19 protein-coding genes are annotated in these 16,862 nt (G+C 42.2%); 11 read left to right on the plus strand and 8 right to left on the minus strand.

Annotation, left to right across the window (positions count from 1 at the left end):
* The first annotated feature begins 65 nt into the window (after positions 1–65).
* On the plus strand, positions 66–698 hold the full coding sequence (locus L7A31_RS10380) for an MSMEG_1061 family FMN-dependent PPOX-type flavoprotein (RefSeq protein ID WP_237361443.1): 633 nt from the start codon (positions 66–68) through the stop codon (positions 696–698).
* A 97-nt stretch (positions 699–795) separates the two neighbouring features.
* Here L7A31_RS10380 and L7A31_RS10385 read toward each other — a convergent pair whose 3' ends face one another.
* From L7A31_RS10385 to L7A31_RS10405, 5 genes are all read right to left on the minus strand, one after another.
* Entirely contained in the window at positions 796–1,281 is a 486-nt protein-coding gene (locus L7A31_RS10385; protein WP_237361444.1) for a YchJ family metal-binding protein, read from the minus strand.
* A gap of 69 nt (positions 1,282–1,350) precedes the next feature.
* A complete protein-coding gene (locus L7A31_RS10390; protein ID WP_237361445.1) occupies positions 1,351–2,571 on the minus strand; it encodes an EAL and HDOD domain-containing protein in 1,221 nt (406 codons plus the stop codon).
* A gap of 98 nt (positions 2,572–2,669) precedes the next feature.
* The gene (gene lpxH / locus L7A31_RS10395) at positions 2,670–3,395 is read right to left on the minus strand and encodes a UDP-2,3-diacylglucosamine diphosphatase (RefSeq protein WP_237361446.1); all 726 of its coding nucleotides are present in this window, start codon (positions 3,393–3,395) and stop codon (positions 2,670–2,672) included.
* Positions 3,396–3,436: 41 nt separating this feature from the next.
* On the minus strand, positions 3,437–3,931 hold the full coding sequence (locus tag L7A31_RS10400; protein ID WP_237361447.1) for a peptidylprolyl isomerase: 495 nt from the start codon (positions 3,929–3,931) through the stop codon (positions 3,437–3,439).
* A gap of 103 nt (positions 3,932–4,034) precedes the next feature.
* The gene (locus tag L7A31_RS10405) at positions 4,035–5,255 is read right to left on the minus strand and encodes a GGDEF domain-containing response regulator (protein ID WP_237361448.1); all 1,221 of its coding nucleotides are present in this window, start codon (positions 5,253–5,255) and stop codon (positions 4,035–4,037) included.
* 327 nt (positions 5,256–5,582) lie between these two features.
* On the opposite strand from L7A31_RS10405, the gene cysS reads away from it, so the two are divergent.
* Positions 5,583–6,965, plus strand: coding sequence for a cysteine--tRNA ligase (gene cysS, locus L7A31_RS10410; RefSeq protein ID WP_237361449.1), 1,383 nt, complete (start codon positions 5,583–5,585; stop codon positions 6,963–6,965).
* A gap of 83 nt (positions 6,966–7,048) precedes the next feature.
* The gene (locus L7A31_RS10415) at positions 7,049–7,627 is read left to right on the plus strand and encodes a thymidine kinase (protein ID WP_237361450.1); all 579 of its coding nucleotides are present in this window, start codon (positions 7,049–7,051) and stop codon (positions 7,625–7,627) included.
* A gap of 66 nt (positions 7,628–7,693) precedes the next feature.
* Here L7A31_RS10415 and infA read toward each other — a convergent pair whose 3' ends face one another.
* The 3 genes from infA to aat all read right to left on the minus strand — a co-directional run bounded on the left by infA (position 7,694) and on the right by aat (position 9,413).
* Positions 7,694–7,912, minus strand: a complete 219-nt coding sequence (gene infA, locus L7A31_RS10420; RefSeq protein ID WP_001040192.1) for a translation initiation factor IF-1 — start codon at positions 7,910–7,912, stop codon at positions 7,694–7,696.
* A gap of 81 nt (positions 7,913–7,993) precedes the next feature.
* Positions 7,994–8,692 carry an arginyltransferase gene (locus L7A31_RS10425; protein ID WP_237361451.1) on the minus strand — a complete coding sequence of 233 codons (699 nt, stop codon included), beginning with the start codon at positions 8,690–8,692 and terminating at the stop codon, positions 7,994–7,996.
* Between the two features lie 10 nt (positions 8,693–8,702).
* A complete protein-coding gene (gene aat / locus L7A31_RS10430; protein WP_237361452.1) occupies positions 8,703–9,413 on the minus strand; it encodes a leucyl/phenylalanyl-tRNA--protein transferase in 711 nt (236 codons plus the stop codon).
* A gap of 30 nt (positions 9,414–9,443) precedes the next feature.
* Between aat and L7A31_RS10435 the strand changes: the two genes are divergently transcribed.
* From L7A31_RS10435 to ybgE, 8 genes are all read left to right on the plus strand, one after another.
* Complete coding sequence (locus tag L7A31_RS10435) at positions 9,444–9,911, plus strand: glycine zipper 2TM domain-containing protein (RefSeq protein ID WP_237361453.1); 468 nt, start codon at positions 9,444–9,446, stop codon at positions 9,909–9,911.
* 124 nt (positions 9,912–10,035) lie between these two features.
* Entirely contained in the window at positions 10,036–11,316 is a 1,281-nt protein-coding gene (gene aroA / locus L7A31_RS10440) for a 3-phosphoshikimate 1-carboxyvinyltransferase (protein WP_237361454.1), read from the plus strand.
* 175 nt (positions 11,317–11,491) lie between these two features.
* Positions 11,492–12,109 carry a Holliday junction branch migration protein RuvA gene (ruvA, locus tag L7A31_RS10445; protein ID WP_237361455.1) on the plus strand — a complete coding sequence of 206 codons (618 nt, stop codon included), beginning with the start codon at positions 11,492–11,494 and terminating at the stop codon, positions 12,107–12,109.
* A gap of 12 nt (positions 12,110–12,121) precedes the next feature.
* The gene (ruvB, locus tag L7A31_RS10450) at positions 12,122–13,126 is read left to right on the plus strand and encodes a Holliday junction branch migration DNA helicase RuvB (protein ID WP_237361456.1); all 1,005 of its coding nucleotides are present in this window, start codon (positions 12,122–12,124) and stop codon (positions 13,124–13,126) included.
* 438 nt (positions 13,127–13,564) lie between these two features.
* Positions 13,565–15,151, plus strand: a complete 1,587-nt coding sequence (locus tag L7A31_RS10455; protein ID WP_237361457.1) for a cytochrome ubiquinol oxidase subunit I — start codon at positions 13,565–13,567, stop codon at positions 15,149–15,151.
* 18 nt (positions 15,152–15,169) lie between these two features.
* The gene (gene cydB, locus L7A31_RS10460) at positions 15,170–16,306 is read left to right on the plus strand and encodes a cytochrome d ubiquinol oxidase subunit II (RefSeq protein ID WP_237361458.1); all 1,137 of its coding nucleotides are present in this window, start codon (positions 15,170–15,172) and stop codon (positions 16,304–16,306) included.
* Between the two features lie 12 nt (positions 16,307–16,318).
* Entirely contained in the window at positions 16,319–16,426 is a 108-nt protein-coding gene (gene cydX / locus L7A31_RS10465) for a cytochrome bd-I oxidase subunit CydX (RefSeq protein ID WP_237361459.1), read from the plus strand.
* Positions 16,419–16,721 (plus strand): cyd operon protein YbgE, encoded by a 303-nt coding sequence (gene ybgE / locus L7A31_RS10470; RefSeq protein WP_237361460.1) that lies wholly within the window; start codon positions 16,419–16,421, stop codon positions 16,719–16,721. The genes cydX and ybgE overlap by 8 nt, the downstream gene beginning before the upstream one ends.
* Positions 16,722–16,862 lie beyond the last annotated feature (141 nt).

Below are 16,862 nucleotides of genomic sequence, written 5' to 3' on the forward strand. Positions count from 1 at the left end.
AATACTGCCCGAATTTATATTTTCTTTATAGAACTTTTTATTGAGGCAGAATGTGGAATATTACTATGAATAAGTTTTCTGATTTTGAAGGTGTTGTGGAGTCTTTCGACCAGATTCGCCAGCAGCTAGGTGAAGTCGCACCGGCGGTTAAAAACAAAGTATTAAGTCAGCTTGATGAAGTATGTGAGTCTTTCATTCAACTCTCTCCGTTTGTCGTTATTGGAACTTCTGGAAGTCAAGGACAGTCGTTGTCACCTAAAGGTGATCCAGCAGGTTTTGTGAAAATCCTAAGCCCTAACTATATTGCTATACCCGACCGTCCAGGTAACCGACGTGCAGACACTTTTGAAAACTTGCTAGAAAACCCTAAGATCGGACTAATGTTTGTCGTTCCAGGCAAAGCTGAGACACTTAGAATTAGTGGTGAAGCCCGGATAGTGACAGACAAGAAAGTCACTCAAAGTATGGAAGTCAGAGGTCATGTACCGGAATTCGCTATCGTTGTTCACATCGAAAGCGCATTTATACATTGTCCTAAATGTATGCAGCGATCAAAATTATGGAAGCCAGACTTTTGGCAAGATAGCTCTCATTTGGACTCTATAGGTGAAGCGATGATTAAGCACGCAAAACTAGATATTTCACCAGAGGTGCTGGACGCAATCGCCGAAAAAGAAGGCTTGAAGAAGCTGTACTAATCCATTGGTTTCATGGTGATTGCACCATTGTTGATATCCACTTAGCGGACTAACCTCTACGAGCTAAGTGGATTCGAGCGTTCACGTATCAGGGTCTTTAACCGCAGCATTTCTTAAACTTTTTTCCACTACCGCATAGGCAAGGGTCATTTCGTCCTGGCTTTTTCGCTAAAATAGGGGCTGGTTTATCTAGCTCTTCAGGAAAAGTGCCGTCAATATAGTACCAAAGGCCATCTTCTCTGATAAAGCGCGAGCGCTCTTGTAAGCAAAGCTCTTGCCCATTATCACTAAGGAACGCTTGAAAGGTCACGAAGCCCTCATCTTCTTGGATACCTTCTTCGCTTGAAACAACGTTGAGTCGTATCCAGTTGCTATTGACTGACTCGGCTATTTGTTGAGTTTGTGCTTTAGCGTTGCAATCTGGGTGATAAGTTTGGACAACAAATTCAACCAAACCCAATACATGAGCTGAGTAGCGAGAACGCATGAGTTGTTCTGGGGTGCTTGCTTTAGAGTGATCGTTGTGGATTGGTTCGCAGCAAGAAGAATAAGGAAGCGAGCTCCCACATGGGCATAAATTCATAAGATGCTTAGCTTAGGAAAAATAAATTACGCTAAGTGTAGGGAGCGATAAAAAAGTTGCAATAGGAATTTAAGAAACAACAGATAGAAGTTCAGTAGTCCAGACCAAGGCTTCTTGATAGCTTTCCGTGAGATCTGCTTCGCTAAGGTTGATGCTAGAAGCGATTTCATTGATTTTGTTCCATTCCGCTTTTTCATATGCAATGGATAAAGTGAGAATAGAACCTAGAAACCCCTCGCCATTTACCAAAGCGTCTTTAACGGATTCTTCTATTGGCATTTCATCAACAAGAACCTCAAGTGGCTGATCAAGCAAGCTATCCAACAAAGAGAACATACCTGTCAGAAAAGCAGCGCCTTCGTCTGATTCAGCATTGGATTTACACTTTGCGTAGATCAGTTCGCAGTGTCTTGCTCGTTGAATTGAAAGGCTATACAGGTAATCTGGCTTGGTGTTTTCCGTTGAGGCAATCGCTACAAGTGAGACAAACTTTCTTAGTCGCTTTTCGCCCAGATAAACAAGTGCTTGCTTAAATGATTGAATTTTTGTGCGAACATAAACTGAAGAGTTGACGTAAGTGAGCAGCTTATAAGAAAGAGAAACGTCTTTGGACACTAACTTCTCGATAGCCGCGTAGTTGATGTTTGGCTTAGCTATTTCTTTGCAGAGATTTACTATTGTTAGAAACGAAGGCTCCAACGATTTCTTTTGGATCATCTCTGGTCGACTAAAAAAGTAACCTTGAAAATAGTCGAAGCCTGCTTGTTTGGCTTCGTCAAACTCTTCATGAGTTTCAACTTTCTCTGCAAGAAACTTTAGGTTTAGATCTTTAACACTACGCATAAACGTCTTGGCACGAAGTATCGATATAATCTTAATGTCGAATTTAATAATTGAAATATAGGGATAAAATGGCTTCCACGCTGGAGCAGGTACAAAGTCGTCTAGCGCCATAGTATAGCCTAGTTTGGACATCTCCTTAACCGCTTCAAGTAGTTGGATAGTCGGCTCACAGTCTTCTAAGATCTCGACCACTAAGCTTTCTGAAGGGAACAATGTTGGAATTCGATTAAGTAGGCTTTTATATGGAAAATTAACGAATCCTAGGTGGTTGCCTAGAGTTTTATAGTGAGTAGACAAGAAGTGATCGGAAAGAAGCCTACTTGTTGCTAACTCGGGATCAATCTCTGGGAAGGTGTTATTTGGACCGTCTCGGAATAATACTTCATATCCGATAGTTTTTTTCTTACGATCCAAAATTGGTTGCCTAGCTATGTATGAATATTTCAAGTCGACGTTACTTATTTTTGTTAGAGAGTTTACTCGAAAAAGTCACTCAAATTTATGTAATACTGCTAGCCGTGAATCCGAGGCTAACTCAATGTAATTTAAATAAAAGGACGTGTCTGCAAATCGTACCCATTTTTATCATAGACCAATACTGAACCCTGCGTATACCAATCACCTAATACGATACGAGTTTTTTCTTCTTTTGTGCTGTTGATGCGATGGATATTTGGCCTATGAGTATGGCCGTGAATCATCAAGTCTACATTGTGCTTTTCCATCACACTTTCGACTTCACTTGGTGTGACATCCATAATTTCAAGTGATTTGGTGTTCTTGTCCTGTTTTATATCCGACTGAATTTTAGATACGATTTTCTTCTTTATAAAGAATGGGGTGCGATTGTATAACCATTGTAACCAAGGAAGATGAACTTTTTTTCGATACTCAAGATAGCTGACATCACGAGTGCACAAAGTATCACCATGAAGAATCACGGCTTTTTTGCCGTACAAATCAATAATAGTTTCTTGTTCTAAAAGTTGAACACCTGTCTGTTTAGAAAACCGCTTACCAACTAAAAAGTCACGATTGCCGCGAATGAAGAAACAGGGAATGCCCGAAGCGACTAAATGCTTAAACTCTAGCTTTATCTTTGTAGCAAATTCTGAATTGTCATCATCGCCAATCCAAAATTCGAATAAATCACCAAGTACGTATAAAGCTTCAGCTTGAGTTGCCTCATTGTGCATAAACTTGATAAAGCAGTCGGTTGTTTCAGGAGTATTTGGAGAAAGGTGTAGATCAGAAATAAATAAAGTGGTCATAGTCGTATAGAAGGAGAGCGTTGCCGCTCTCCAAATTTGCCTTATTCAGCGATTGTTGTGCCAGTAATGATCACTTCTTCAAGTGGAACATCTTGGTGCATACCCATAGAACCAGTGCTAACGCCTTTGATTTTGTTAACGATGTCCATGCCTTCAACCACTTCACCGAATACACAGTAGCCCCAACCGTCTGGCGTTTCAGAGCGGAAATCTAGGAATGTATTATCATTCACGTTGATGAAGAACTGTGAGCTAGCAGAATGTGGTTCCATAGTGCGCGCCATTGCAATGGTACCAACTTTGTTGCTTAGCCCATTGCTTGCTTCGTTTTTGATCGTGTCACGAGTAGGTTTCTCGCGTAGGCCAGATTCCATACCACCGCCTTGGATCATGAATCCATCAATAACACGGTGGAACAGCGTATTATCGTAAAAACCGTCACGGCAATATTGAGCGAAGTTTGCACTTGTTGTTGGTGCTTTTTCTTCATTTAATTGGATCTTAATATCACCAAAGTTAGTGTGAAGGGTGATCATGACAAATACCTTTTTTAATGTTTATGGTTTGAAGGTGCGATTCTATCGTATCAAAGGATAACTTTAAAATAGTAGATGATGACTCTGAGCGCTTTGTAACCAGCTAAGAGTCGATGGTAACGTTTCTGCCGCATTTCTTAGCAACATACAGCCGCCTGTCAGCACTTTTAATTTGTTCTTCCAGTGTGCCATGAATGTCGGTAGCTCCGATACTAACAGCAATTTTTATTTTTTGAACACCAAAAATGATTTCCTCTTGCGCGATAAAGGTTCGCATCAGGTCGAGTTGTTTAACAAAATGCTGATACTCGCCGCAGTGTAGAATACAAAACTCTTCTCCACCAACTCGCGCAATGACGCTATGAGCAAAGTGCGTTGTCAAAATGTCGGCGACTTTTTTAAGTACGAAATCGCCCGCATCGTGACCATAGGTGTCATTAACTTCTTTAAAGAAATCAATATCAATCATGGCTAAACATTGTTGCTCAACGTTGGGGTTTACTTTTGATTGTTCGAAAAGGTAGCGACGATTCCAAAGTCCTGTTAAGTCATCTTCATTGGCGAGTTTATATAGGTTGCTCGTTGCTTCGTTCATATCTAATACTTGATGTATGCGGCAGTAAAACTCTTCATGGTTAAAGGGTTTTCTTAGGAAGTCGTTTGCCCCAGCTTTCAAAAATTGAGCGGTAATATGGTAATCCTCGAAGCCTGAAATTCCGATAATTGCGACAGAGCTTTTATCGTGTGTCTCTCTAATTTCTTGTACCAAAGTGACGCCGTCCATTTCTGGCATACGATAGTCGACGATGATCAGTGAGATATTAGTATATAGTTCTAACTTTTCTAACGCTTCCTTGCCATTTGAAGCTTGAATTGTCTTGATATATTGATTCTCAAGTAAGTTACTAACATGCTGACACGCTAGCTTCGAATCATCGACGACCAGAGCAAGGTGGTTTTTATTGTGTATCAGCCGGTTAATGACAGGGATGATGTAAAGAACGGATTTCATGCTTTTTTTAAGAATGTAATCAACCACTCCTTTGTCGATAAACTGATCGCGAATGGCCTGATCAAATTTAGAGGTCAGGATGATAACTTTCTGATCTTTCTCTAAAAATAAATCTATTACTTCACCGTTAGGCCCATCTGGTAGACAATACCCTAAGACGGCACATACAAACTCGTTCTCTCGACTAAGTACATCATTGGCCTGAGCGATGGTTTTACAGGACACGACATCCCAGCCTTGCTGAGTGAAGCGTTCAACCAGCAAGCTTCTAAAAGTTCGACCGTCCTCAACCACTAAAATGCGATTTTTCATTTGTACTCAGTTCCCTTTGTTGCAGAACTTAAAATGCACTAATCATATTGATCATAGCCACTCACAGGAGTTGTAGTGCACTTATTTGCGTCTCGGGGAGCGAGTAAGCAGATATCGTTAAAAAGTGAAAAATATTCTTAATGTTGAGATACGTTTGAAGGTTGACTATTCGCCATGGCTCACATTGGTTGGATGTACGAGCCTGTTATGAGAAACGGACATGCAAAAATGAGCGTGATTACTGTATCTTCCGGTTGTTTGCCGACGACAACAATTGATATACTCAAACGTCCCATATTTGTTTCATTAACTAATTAGATAGAGATCATGTTAAAGATATATAACACACTCACAAGACAGAAAGAGGAATTCAAACCAATCAATGCCGGCAAAGTTGGCATGTACGTCTGTGGGGTAACCATTTACGATCTCTGTCATATTGGTCATGGCCGTACGTTTGTCTCTTTTGACGTTGTTGCTCGCTACCTACGCTATGCGGGTTATGATTTAACGTTTGTTCGTAACATTACTGATATCGATGACAAAATCATTAAGCGTGCAGCAGAAAACAATGAAAGTTGTGACTCCCTTACTAATCGTTTGATCGGTGAAATGCATCATGACTTTGATGCTTTGAACATGAAACGACCTGATCATGAGCCAAGAGCAACAGAGTTTATTGCCGAAATCATTCAAGTAGTCGAAAAGCTTATCGAGAAAGGTTTCGCATACGTTGCCGACAATGGTGATGTGATGTTTGAAGTGAGCAAGTACGATGACTACGGCAAGCTATCTAGACAAGATCTAGACCAGTTGCAAGCGGGTGCTCGTGTTGATATTGAAGTGACTAAGCGCAGCCCACTTGATTTCGTATTGTGGAAAATGTCTAAGCCGGGCGAACCTACTTGGGAATCGCCTTGGGGACCAGGCCGTCCAGGTTGGCACATTGAATGTTCTGCGATGAACTCGTCTATCTTAGGTGACCACTTTGATATTCACTGTGGTGGCTCAGATCTACAGTTCCCACACCACGAGAACGAAATTGCTCAGTCTGTTTGTGCCCATGACACTACATATGTGAACACTTGGATGCACAGTGGAATGGTGATGATCGATAAAGAGAAGATGTCGAAGTCACTAGGAAACTTCTTCACAATTCGCGACGTTCTAGATCATTACGATCCTGAAACGGTTCGCTATTTCTTGATGTCTGGCCACTATCGTAGTCAGCTAAACTACAGTGAAGAAAACCTAAATCAAGCTCGCTCTGCTTTAGAAAGGCTATACACTTCGTTACGTGGTTTGGATTTGTCAGTTCAAGCTAGTGGTGGTGAAGAGTATAAAGCTCGTTTTGTTGAAGCAATGAATGATGACTTCAATACACCAGAAGCGTATTCGGTTCTGTTCGATATTGCTCGCGAAATCAACCGTGTTAAAGGTGAAGATTTAGATAAAGCCAACCAGCTAGGTGCGCTTCTTCGTGAGCTTGCTGATGTGATTGGTATTCTAGGTCAAGATCCAGAAACCTTCTTGAAGGGTGACGCAGGAGATGACGACGAAGTTGCTGAAATCGAAGCGCTTATCAAGCTTCGCAATGACTCGCGTGCTGCAAAAGATTGGGCGAACGCTGACCTTGCTAGAGACAAGCTTGCAGCGATGAATATCGTGCTTGAAGATGGCCCACAAGGTACAACGTGGCGCAGAAAATAGTTCACTAAATTCATATAGATTTAAAAGGGGTTGGGAGTCAGCCCCTTTTTATTAATTTCATATCGTTAATGAGGCAATACTCAGTGGCACAGATGTACTTCTACTACTCTGCAATGAATGCGGGTAAATCGACCACACTTTTACAATCTTCTTTTAACTATCAAGAACGCGGCATGAATCCGGTAATTTTTACTGCAGCTTTAGATGATCGCTATGGTGTGGGTATTGTCAGTTCTCGAATTGGCTTGCAGTCAGACGCTCAATTATTTCAGCCGAGTACTAACTTATTTGATGTTGTAACAACGCTAAATGAGCTTGAGCCTCGCCATTGTATTCTGATTGATGAGTGCCAGTTTTTATCTAAAGAACAGGTGTACCAGCTTACAGAGATTGTTGATAAGTTGAATATCCCTGTACTCTGTTATGGCCTTCGTACGGATTTTCGTGGTGAGCTGTTTGAAGGAAGTCAGTACTTGCTCTCTTGGGCAGATAAGTTGATAGAGCTGAAAACAATATGTCACTGTGGCAGAAAAGCGAATATGGTGATTCGAACTGATGAAAGTGGCAAAGCTATCGCGGAAGGTGACCAAGTTGCGATTGGCGGTAACGACAAATATGTTTCTGTCTGCCGGCAGCACTATAAAGAAGCGTTAGGAAAATAAACCTTAACCTAGAAACGAAAAACGGAGCACTTGGCTCCGTTTTTTTGTGTTCGAATAATAAAAATATTAACGAGCACGGAAGACGATGCGACCTTTTGATAGATCGTATGGAGTCATCTCTACAGTGACTTTATCGCCAGTAAGAATACGGATATAGTTTTTGCGCATTTTACCAGAGATGTGAGCAGTTACTACGTGACCGTTTTCTAGCTCAACGCGGAACATAGTGTTTGGTAGAGTATCAAGAACAGTGCCTTGCATTTCAATTACGTCTTCTTTAGCCATTTAATCCTCTTTAGACATCGGGCATTTTCAACGGCTTGAATTCTGCCGTTAAAAGGTAATTATGTAAAGTTGGGGCGTATTCTACCCTTGCCAACGCTGATTTACTAGTTTTTGATGGCGTTGAAATCGTGTTTTGTAATTCATCGCAGGGCATTCGTTGATTTGGTAGCCTAAATAGAGCCATTGTTTACCTTGTTGCTGACAATGTTTTATCTGCAAAAGCACGCTTAAAGTACCTAGTGAGAGGCTAAAGTCAGGATCAAAAAAGGTGTAAAACGCACTTGCACTGTTGGTCAGAATATCGGTAACGGCAACAGCGATTAACTCACCATTAGAATATACATGAAGGTATTGAGTGTTGAGCCAAGAGCAGTTTGAAAACTGGCTGAACTCTTTTTTCTTAGGAGGGTACATAGTGCCGTTCATATGTCTGGCATTGATGTATCTTGAATACAAATCAAACCAATTGTCATCGAGTGTGTCTTTCAGCAGCCAAGTAAAACTTTCAGATTTTGCCAATAGCCGCTTTTGACTCTTTGATGGGATAAAGTCGTGTACCGAGACTCGAATAGGTACGCAAGCCTTACACTGATCACAATGCGGCTTGTAGATGGTATCGCCACTTCGTCTAAAGCCGTTTGCCAACAATACCTCATAGCTAGACACAGAATGCATCTGGTTGTCCAACGCAACGGCAACTCTCTCTTCTTTGTTTGCAAGATAACTACAAGCGTGGCTGTCGGTTAATCCAATTCGAATTTCTTGTAAATCTGAGCTCATTATTTACCTCTTAAGCTTTGCTATTTAGCCACTGAGAGTCGAAGCATCCTGAGTGAATGGGCTTATCTCTAAAGGATAGCAAGTATTGCATAAATTGGCTGCGCTCCAATTCGAAAGCTCCTAGTGATTCAAGGTGCGTGTTCATGACTTGGCAGTCAATGAGTTGCCCACCATGCTTTGCAAAATGGCGGCAGAAGTACCAAAGTGCAATCTTTGATGCATTTGTTTTCAGGCTAAACATCGATTCACCACAAAATATTTCCCCTATAGAAATACCGTATAAACCTCCAATTAGCTCGCCCTCTAACCAAACTTCTACAGAATGGCACTGTCCAAGATCTACTAGTGTGGAGTAAGCGCTGATCATCTCGTCGTTTAGCCATGTGTCTTTTGCAGATCTCACACTAGAACAGTAACGAATTACTTGTTTCGTTGCTGTATTGATACTGACTTGATAATTGTGCTTGCGCTGGAACTTTTTCAAGCTTTTAGACGGTGTATATGTGTTAGGATCAAACACTGCTCTAGGAAATGGGCTCCACCATAAGATTGGTTCTCCCGGTCCATACCAAGGAAATATGCCATTCTTATAAGCGTTAAGAATACGTTTTGGAGATAAATCCCCTCCAAAAGCGAGCAAGCCGTTTGGCTCAACCATTGCGCTTTCAGTGGGTGGAAAATCTACCGTATTTTTATCAAGTTCAGTGAGATAAATTGCCATAGTGAATAAAGTATACAAGAGGAGAGCAAAGTGAGAAATTGGTTATGGATATTATTGATTTTTCCTATGATTGCCAATGCAAGTTACGATCGAAATACTGCTCGCCCGGTAAATAAAGTGGTGTTTGGCAAGGTCGATTCGGTGCGCTATATCACTAAGGAAGATATTAGGCGTTCGCATGCAACTGGCTGGGAAACGCTATTGGGCGGTGTTGTAGGTGGTATTATTGGTAATCAATTTGGCGGTGGAACGGGCCGTCAAGTTGCGACTGCAGTTGGTGCGGTTGCTGGAGCTGGCATTGCTCAAAACCATTACAATCAAGAATATCGCGTTGAATATAGACTGGTAGAATTGCTGATTAAAACTGATAAAGGCAAGTTGATTGATGTTATTCAAGATGTTGACCCAGATATGATATTCCAGCGTGGAGATAGTGTTCGAATCCTGTACTTCAATGATGGCGTTCGAGTCGACCAAACTTATGACTCCGACTATTAAATGAGATCTCGCTCATTTGTTCTGGAGTTAGCGTGTAAATTTGGTTAGTCTGAGTTCACGAAGAATTTAGCCGCCCCTCGATAATAAATGAAACTGATGGGCGGTGCAGGAAACACGAACATTAATGGATAGCCTTACGTTAAACCCAATTAACTTAGTCAATGGTGAAATTAATTTACCGGGCTCTAAAAGCGTATCTAATCGCGCACTTTTGCTTGCCGCTCTAGCAAAAGGCAAAACGCGTCTAACCAACTTGTTAGACAGTGACGATATTCGTCATATGCTCAATGCACTGACCAAGCTGGGTGTTACCTACTCACTTTCAAGCGATAAAACAGTATGTGAAGTGGAAGGGCTTGGGCGTGCATTTGATTGTGATGCAATGCAAGAGTTATTTCTTGGCAACGCTGGTACAGCAATGAGACCACTGGCAGCTGCACTTTGTGCAAGCAGTGGAGATTTTGTGCTAACGGGTGAGCCAAGAATGAAAGAGCGTCCGATTGGCCATTTGGTGGATGCGCTTCGTCAAGCTGGTGCCGATGTTGAATATTTGGAGAACGAAAACTATCCACCTCTAAAAATCAAAGGCACAGGTATAAAAGGTGGCACTGTCTCAATCGACGGTTCAATCTCAAGCCAGTTTCTTACCGCATTTTTGATGTCTGCACCACTTGCGAGTGGTGATGTGACTATTAACATTGTGGGTGAGTTGGTCTCTAAGCCATATATAGATATTACCTTGTACATCATGCAGCAGTTCGGCGTTGAAGTAATTAATAATGATTACCAGACGTTTGTGATTAAAGCAGGACAGCAATATGTTGCCCCGGGTGATTTCCTAGTAGAAGGAGACGCGTCATCTGCGTCGTATTTCCTAGCTGCAGCGGCCATTAAAGGCGGTGAAATCAAAGTGACGGGTATTGGCAAAAATAGTATCCAAGGTGATATTCAATTTGCGGATGCACTGGAGCAAATGGGCGCTGAGATTGAGTGGGGTGATGACTATGTGATTTCACGTCGTGGCGAGTTGAAAGCAGTGGATATGGACTTTAACCACATTCCAGATGCTGCAATGACGATAGCAACCGCAGCTCTATTTGCTGAAGGCACGACAGCCATTCGTAATGTTTACAATTGGCGAGTCAAAGAAACCGACAGATTGTCAGCGATGGCTACTGAGCTGCGTAAAGTTGGTGCTGAAGTAGAAGAAGGTGAAGACTACATCATCATTAAGCCGACGGATAATTTACAGCATGCGAAAATCGACACTTATGATGACCACCGTATGGCAATGTGTTTTTCATTGGTTGCTCTGAGTGACACACAAGTCACTATTAATGATCCTGGTTGTACGTCAAAGACGTTCCCAGATTATTTCGACAAACTACAACAGCTAAGTCAATAAGCTTGCGAAAAATCTACTTTAAACCCGCTGCTATGGCGGGTTTGTTGTTTTTGGCTTCGCTTATCTAAAGCTGAGGTTAACTACAAGTTTACAAGTCGATACAGACTAAATACTGGCTATCCATCCAGTTCTTTATTATCATTCCACTATTAATTGTCTACGATTAGGTTTTAAAGTGATAGGACGCCTTCGAGGAACGCTGATAGAAAAATTACCGCCGGAATTGCTTATTGAAGTTAATGGGGTCGGGTATGAAGTCCAGATGCCAATGAGCTGTTTTTACGAATTGCCCAATGTAGGCGAAGAAGCCACTATTTATACACACTTTGTTGTACGCGAAGATGCGCAGCTCCTATATGGATTTAATACCGTTAAAGAGCGTGCGTTGTTTCGAGAAGTGATCAAAGCAAATGGAGTAGGGCCGAAACTAGGTTTAGGTATTCTTTCCGGAATGACGGCGATGCAGTTTGTTTCTTGTGTCGAACGAGAGGATATTTCGACATTAGTGAAGTTGCCAGGGGTGGGTAAAAAAACCGCAGAGCGACTAGTTGTGGAAATGAAAGACAGGCTTAAAGGATGGGGAGCTGGTGACTTGTTTACTCCAGCTGATGATATGTCTGCAATAGATAGTCAGCCAGCAGCCAATCAATCTAATTTTGAAGAAGAAGCAATTAGCGCGTTATTAGCGTTAGGTTATAAGCCAACTCAAGCCTCTAAAGTGGTGTCTCAAGTTGCGAAACCGGACATGAGTAGCGAAGCTCTGATTCGCGAAGCACTGAAGTCGATGGCATAAGGAAGCTATTTTATGATTGAGGCAGATCGTTTAATCGCCCCAAATAACCCAACTTTCAAAGATGAAGATGTTATTGATCGTGCTATTCGACCAAAGAAGCTTGAAGACTATAAGGGACAAGACCATGTTCGTAGTCAAATGGAGATCTTCATTAAGGCTGCTCAGTTGCGAAATGAGGCGCTTGATCATTTGCTCATCTTTGGTCCACCGGGGTTGGGTAAAACGACCTTAGCAAATATTGTCGCCAATGAAATGGGCGTTAATATCCGTACGACGTCTGGTCCTGTATTAGAGAAGGCTGGCGATTTGGCTGCGCTTCTTACCAACCTTGAAGAAAATGATGTCTTGTTCATTGACGAAATTCATCGCCTAAGCCCAATGGTTGAAGAAGTCCTGTATCCTGCTATGGAAGATTATCAGCTTGATATCATGATTGGTGAAGGACCAGCGGCTCGCTCAATCAAAATCGATCTCCCACCTTTTACACTAATTGGTGCGACGACTCGTGCGGGCTCTTTGACTTCACCATTGCGTGACAGGTTTGGTATCACCCAGCGTCTAGAATATTATCAAGTTGCAGATCTACAAAACATAGTGCAGCGCAGCGCTCATTGCTTAGAGCTCTCTATGGACCCTGAAGGGGCGATGGAAATTGCTCGTCGAGCTAGAGGCACTCCGCGAATTGCAAACCGGCTACTACGTCGTGTCAGAGATTATGCAGAAGTGAAAGCCGATGGTCATATTTGTTCAAATATCGCCGATAAGGCGCTCAACATGCTTGACGTGGACGTGCAGGGCTTTGATTATATGGATCGCAAGCTTTTACTCGCTATTATGGAAAAGTTCTCGGGTGGTCCTGTTGGTCTAGACAATATGGCGGCAGCCATTGGTGAAGAAAAAGACACTATCGAAGATGTACTAGAGCCATATCTCATTCAACAAGGCTATTTACAGAGAACCCCAAGAGGAAGAATTGTCACAGATCGGGCATATCTTCATTTTGGAATTGAAAAATAAAGTTGCACTGGAATAACTTTGTAAGAGAGTTTTATTTGTGATATGAATCACAAAAAATCGCATTGCATATCGTCGTTATAAGTAACTTTAAGTTGAAAATTGTTAATTCATTGTGCAATAATTCCGGGCGAAAATGCTCTACTTTACCAAGTGATAACATCCTGCCTGTTTGAAAATTGATCTAGATCAATTCATGCTATTTTTCAAAAAAATTCAGCCAATATATTTGACCTAAATCAACGCGGATTTGGTCAATATTTTTTTTGAAACCTCCTGTTTTTATAAGTACTATTACGCTCGGCTTAACAAGCTGATGCTTAACAATTCATTAACCACTTTGGTACATATTTGCATCTGATTCGCGTCTGTTCGCTACAAGATCAGGCAAAGCGTTGCAGTATGTAGAGAGTGTCAAACAGCTGGCACACAGGAGTTATCATGATTGACATAGTTGATCTGTCGCGTCTGCAATTCGCGATGACAGCAATGTATCACTTCTTATTCGTACCATTGACTCTCGGCATGACATTTATTCTTGCTATCATGGAGTCATTGTACGTAATGACCAACAAGCAAATCTACAAGGACATGACAAAGTTCTGGGGTAAGCTTTTTGGTATTAACTTTGCGCTTGGTGTGGCTACAGGCCTAACCATGGAATTCCAGTTTGGTACAAACTGGGCATATTACTCTCACTACGTGGGTGATATTTTCGGCGCACCTCTAGCGATTGAAGGCTTAGTTGCTTTCTTCCTTGAATCTACGATGATCGGTTTATTCTTCTTCGGTTGGGATAGACTATCAAAACGCCAACACTTAGCAGTAACTTGGTTGGTTGCGATAGGTTCAAACTTCTCAGCACTATGGATCTTGATCGCGAACGGTTGGATGCAAAACCCTGTGGGTGCGCACTTCAACTTTGAAACCATGCGCATGGAGATGGTGAGCTTCTCTCAAATCATCTTTAACCCGGTTGCACAAGTTAAATTCGTTCACACTGTAGCGGCAGGTTACACTACCGGTGCGATGTTCGTTTTAGGCATCAGTTCATACTACATTCTTAAAGGTCGCGACCTACCATTTGCTCGTCGCTCATTTGCGATCGCTGCATCGTTTGGTATGGCTGCAATCTTATCTACTCTTGTTCTTGGTGATGAATCTGGTTACGAAGTGGGTGAAGTGCAGAAAGTGAAGCTTGCTTCGATTGAAGCTGAGTGGAACACTGAGCCGCCACCGGCATCATTTACTCTGTTCGGTCTACCTAACCAAGAGACGAGAAAAACAGACTACGCAATTAAGATTCCTTACTTAATGGGTATTATTGCAACACGTTCTGTTGATACTCCTGTTATGGGCTTGAACCAACTGCGTGAACGTAACGTAGAGCGTATTAAGAACGGTATGATTGCATACGGTTTGCTTGAGAAACTACGTGGTGGTGACAAGTCAGAAGCGACTGTACAAGCGTTTGATAAAGTGAAACATGACCTAGGTTATGGCTTACTGTTGAAGCGTTATACTAAGCAGGTTACCAACGCAACACCTCAACAGATCCAAAAAGCGGCAGATGACTCTATCCCTGAAGTTTGGCCTATATTCTGGTCATTCCGTATCATGGTTGCTTGTGGCGTTATCATGCTGGCTGTATTTGGTGCTGCATTTATTCAAGTATGTCGTCAAAAAATCGGTTCAAGCAGGTGGATCCACAAAGCTGCGCTTTACAGTATCCCTCTACCTTGGATTGCGGTTGAAACTGGTTGGTATGTTGCCGAAGGTGGACGTCAGCCGTGGGCTGTGGGTGGAATTCTTCCGACCTATGACGCAGCCTCTCCTCTGACAGCATCAGATATTTGGACGTCATTGATTGTTGTCCTTGCATTCTACAGCTGCTTGCTAGTTGCAGAAATGTACTTGATGGTGAAGTTTGCACGCAAAGGGCCAAGTAGCCTTAAAACTGGCCGATACCATTTCGAAAACGGTGAAAACTCTGTCGAAGACAAAGTAAATCGCCAAGTAGAAGCGTAAGGCGGGGGATAAATTCAAATGTTTGAATACGAAACGTTAAGATTAATTTGGTGGGTTCTGATCGGTGTTCTGTTTGCCGGTTTTGCAATCACAGATGGTTTTGACATGGGCGTAGGTGCATTAGTACCTATGCTTGGTAAAACTGACAACGAACGTCGTGTAATGATCAACACCATTGCACCACACTGGGATGGTAACCAAGTATGGTTAATCACCGCTGGTGGTGCATTGTTCGCAGCATGGCCATTAGTTTACGCAACGTCTTTCTCTGGCTTCTACCTAGCTATGATCGCGACTCTAGCAGCACTTTGGCTTCGTCCAGTTGGTCTAGACTACCGCTCAAAGATTGAAAGCAAGAAATGGCGTAAGAACTGGGATATCTGTATCTCTGCAAGTGGTATAGTTCCGCCAATCATTTTTGGTGTGGCTTTTGGTAACTTGCTACAGGGCGTACCATTTAACCTAAGTGAATACCTGATGCCAACGTATCATGGTTCATTCTTTGGCTTGCTCAACCCATTTGCGATTCTATGTGGTCTTGTTAGCTTGTTCATGATTTTGCTTCAAGGTACAACTTGGCTGCAAATGAAAACAACAAGTGACTTACACAACAGATCAAAAACACTGACTCAAGTGCTTGGTCTACTAGTGATTGTTACTTTTGTAGCAGCAGGTTTCTGGGTACAACACATTGAAGGCTACGTGATCACTAGCGTGATGAACCACAATGCGGCTTCTAACCCATTAGACAAAACGGTAGTACGCGAAGCTGGTGCGTGGATGCACAACTTCAAAGAGTACCCAGCAATGTGGATTGCTCCAGCTCTTGGTATCTTGATGCCTATCGTTGCGATTTTGGCTTCTCGCCTTGAGAAAGGTGGCCTAGCGTTCTTGGCATCAAGTTTGACCGTTGCAGGCATCATCTTTACTGCTGGTTTTGCGATGTTCCCATTCGTTATGCCTTCTAGCTTAGCGCCAAGCCACAGCTTGACTATTTGGGATGCGACATCTAGCCAACTAACAATGGAAATCATCACTGTGATTGCTTTTGTTATGGTTCCAGTAATCCTTGGTTACACAACTTGGACTTACTACAAGATGTTTGGTCGCTTAGACACTAAATACATCGAAGAAAACAAAACTTCAGCTTACTAAGGAGCGTTTACAATGTGGTATTTCGCATGGGTTCTAGGTGTGCTACTTGCTTGTGCATTTGGCATCATTAACGCTCTTTGGTTAGAGCACACAGAGATGATGGACAAAGACAGTGAGTAAGCTCGCTGAGCAAGTAGCCAAGTTACATGCTCCAATGGATAAGGGCCTTTTAAGGGCCTTATCCTTTCTTCTTGGTTTCTTTCATATCGCTATGGTGATGTGGGAACCCCACAAGTACGCCGATAGAATCGGCGGCTTCAATGAAGTTGTCGGTCCTTTGCTTATTTGGGCAGTATGTTCAAGTATGATTTATGGCGTGGGATTCAAGCCAAGATTTTGGTTGTGGCAAATACTGTTTAGCCCATACATCTCGTTTGTAATACTTATTTACCTAACTAGTTTATACGTTATGTAACCTATGTATTGCAGCTAATTTGAATAAAATGGCATCGCTTTTTTAGCGGTGCCATTTTTTTTAACAATTTTCTTAGCATTTAAGCAACTAGCGCTTGCAAGAAAAGGGTAGTGCTGAGGTATAGTATTGCCACAAAATACT

Origin of the sequence: Vibrio marisflavi CECT 7928, assembly GCF_921294215.1 — a bacterium.
Lineage (GTDB): Bacteria > Pseudomonadota > Gammaproteobacteria > Enterobacterales > Vibrionaceae > Vibrio > Vibrio marisflavi.